Here is a 2,479-nt window from a genome sequence, read left to right as displayed (position 1 = left end):
CGACACATCGTACTCGTGCTTACCCAATGAGCGTAGCTTGTACCCCAATATTCGCAATATTCCAATAATGTTGCATCTGGGTATTGTTCAACCATTGCAGCTAGTTGAGTTTCATATCCATCCAACTCTCCCTTTTGTGCTCCACCTTGTTGTTTGGGTTGTACATGACCTTGAGTCTTATTCATGGAGAGAAGTTTTTGTACAAAACTTTTGGCTACACCAAATCTATTAGCCACCTTCCTGATTGAGGTGTCACCTTGTGAGTAAGCCAAAACTATTTTTTCTCGCAAGTCGATTGAGTAAGCTTTCATTTTTAGAGTTGATGTACTGGTATTATTGTACCTCATTTACCTGCAATTTGCTGTAAATAGTATGCAAAATATTTAAAGTTGCTGTGCGGTTAGTACTATTGTCTGTTTTATCGTAGACGAATATGAGCAGCGAATAGCCAAGCCCAAATATTTTTTGCCGTGCAGATTTAAAAGGACATGATGATTGTGGTTGCCTAATGCTGGTTACTTTCACATCTACAAGTAACCCTGGAAAGTCAATACCGCTTGCAGAATTACCTTCTACAAACTCATATCGCTCTTTTAGATAAAGTCTAAACTTTTGTTCCAAGTACGTCCCGACAGCTTTACCATCAGTCACACCGTACAGTAAGGGTTCTGGGTGTAAAGACTCAGCATCTGAAAATATAGCAGCTTCTGAGCATAAGGTTTCTACGGTCAAAATTTTCATGGATAAAGCAAAAACTGGTGTAAAGTATCATATCCTAGCTTGAAACTACTGCTGTACAGTCACGGCAGGAAAATTCTAAAAAGCTTTTTATCTGGACGGAAAAATAGTATTTTGTGTAAATACGATGCATGTATAAAAAAACTAAACTGCGTAAAGCACTTTTAAGCCAAATTTGTTACAATTGGCGGTTTATAGGCGCATACAAACAAAAAACGCTAATTGTACTCTTTAAAAAGATACTTATATGTCTAACTTTGTGTATGTGGATAATTCCAATGTTTTCATTGAAGGCAAACGTGTTAGTGCTGTCCGGAAAGCTCTGGTAGCGAATATTTATGATGCAATGAACAAAAACATTATCGATAACAGCTATCGCCTTGATTTTGGTAAACTTCATAGCTTTACAGCAGGAAGTGACCCTGCCAAAATTAAAAGAGCAGTTTTGTTTGGTTCACGCCCTCCTGCAAATGATTCGCTCTGGGGAATCGCTGAGAGAGCAGGATTTGAAACTATAATTGTTGTTCGAAATGCTGCAAATAAAGAAAAAAAGTTGATACAGGTATTGTGACAGCAATGATGCGAGATGCTTACACAAAAATGGATAAGGGTGAGGATGTGATTACCTTAGTAGCAGGCGATGGCGATTTTATACCTGCTATTGAAGCCTTGCGTAATGATGGTTTTACCATTGAGCTATTTTTCTGGAATCATGCTGCACAAGAGTTAAAAGATGCGTGTAATCGTTTTGTTGAACTTGATCCACACCTTGATCGTTTAGCTTTGTAAACTTAACACAATAGACCTCTTGCAAAAAAGTTTTGTGGTAGATTAGAGGATTAAACAAATGGTCAAAAACTTAACTAGCATTTTGAAGATCATGATTATAAATAGCCGCAATTAAGTGACAACGCAATGCAAACCGTTTTCTGCGATTGCGGTATCGCTGGCTGAAAATCCGAAATATTTTTAATCTGCGGTTGACATGTTCAACAGCAACTCGGCGGCGTGCTAAATCGCGATTAAACTGCTTCTGTTGCTTAGTCAATTTACCTCCTTTCGGTTTCTTTTTCGGTATATGACTATTGGCATGAAATTTAGCAATTCCTTGGTAGCCACTATCTTCTAAGCTTTCAGTCTCAGGATGAAAACGAACCTTGCTGTGAATAAATAGCTTGAAATCATGTCTACGACCTGAATCATTGAACACACAAAGTACTTGTAAAGTTTCCAGGTCAATCACAAATTGAGACTTGAGTGGATGTCGTTTTTGTTTACCACTAAAAAAAAGTTTCTGACCATATTTAGGTCGTTCTATGGGACTTTCAGTCACATCCATTGCTACTGTTTTCGGTGTTTTTGATGGTGCCAACAATGACTTTTTTCCTCCTAAGCGAAACCTCCCGGAATTGACTAAAATATTTTCTACCCAATGAACAGTACGACAAACCGTTGCTTGTGACACTTGCCAATCACTGGCGATATGGAAATAAGTTCGATATTCACGCCAGTATGTTAAACACACCAAAGCCTGGTCTTCCAAACACAGTTTTTTAGAACTGCCCCTTGTTTGTCTGTGACTGGCAGCATCTTGTAGTACGTTGACTATCTGATTAAATGTGTGTCTTTGTACCCCAACTAGACGTTTAAATTCTCGATTGGACAGTCGCAAAGTTTGTTCGTATCGCATTGGCAGAGCAAATTTATGTCAAAATCTTTTACCTTACCATAAAATAATTCT

At 38.2% G+C, this 2,479-nt stretch carries 4 protein-coding genes and 1 pseudogene; 2 read left to right on the top strand and 3 right to left on the bottom strand.

The genetic code is table 11. The features are described 5' to 3' along the window. The coding region (locus I8752_RS31675; protein ID WP_214436143.1) for a helix-turn-helix domain-containing protein at positions 1-311 on the bottom strand (311 nt) is incomplete at its 3' end. A gap of 52 nt (positions 312-363) precedes the next feature. Beyond that, positions 364-741: pseudogene (locus I8752_RS31670) on the bottom strand (restriction endonuclease); the annotation flags it as partial. 244 nt (positions 742-985) lie between these two features. Here I8752_RS31670 and I8752_RS31665 point away from each other — a divergent pair. Further along, positions 986-1,309, top strand: a complete 324-nt coding sequence (locus tag I8752_RS31665) for a PIN domain-containing protein (RefSeq protein ID WP_214436142.1) — start codon at positions 986-988, stop codon at positions 1,307-1,309. Between the two features lie 5 nt (positions 1,310-1,314). Further along, positions 1,315-1,527 (top strand): NYN domain-containing protein, encoded by a 213-nt coding sequence (locus I8752_RS31660; RefSeq protein ID WP_225896033.1) that lies wholly within the window; start codon positions 1,315-1,317, stop codon positions 1,525-1,527. 70 nt (positions 1,528-1,597) lie between these two features. Here I8752_RS31660 and I8752_RS31655 read toward each other — a convergent pair whose 3' ends face one another. Then, a complete protein-coding gene (locus I8752_RS31655; RefSeq protein ID WP_214436140.1) occupies positions 1,598-2,428 on the bottom strand; it encodes an IS5 family transposase in 831 nt (276 codons plus the stop codon). Positions 2,429-2,479: the final 51 nt, after the last annotated feature.

This window comes from Dendronalium phyllosphericum CENA369, assembly GCF_016056275.1.
Taxonomy (GTDB): domain Bacteria; phylum Cyanobacteriota; class Cyanobacteriia; order Cyanobacteriales; family Nostocaceae; genus Dendronalium; species Dendronalium phyllosphericum.
Note: the sequence above shows the minus strand (reverse complement) of the source record. Positions and strands in the feature narration are given on the sequence as shown.

What these genes read in the sequence shown, in the direction of transcription:
- I8752_RS31665 (WP_214436142.1), top strand. Translation starts at nt 986, where the DNA reads ATGTCTAACTTTGTGTATGTGGATAATTCCAATGTTTTCATTGAAGGC.
- I8752_RS31660 (WP_225896033.1), top strand. Translation starts at nt 1,315, where the DNA reads ATGATGCGAGATGCTTACACAAAAATGGATAAGGGTGAGGATGTGATT.
- I8752_RS31655 (WP_214436140.1), bottom strand. Translation starts at nt 2,428, where the DNA reads ATGCGATACGAACAAACTTTGCGACTGTCCAATCGAGAATTTAAACGT.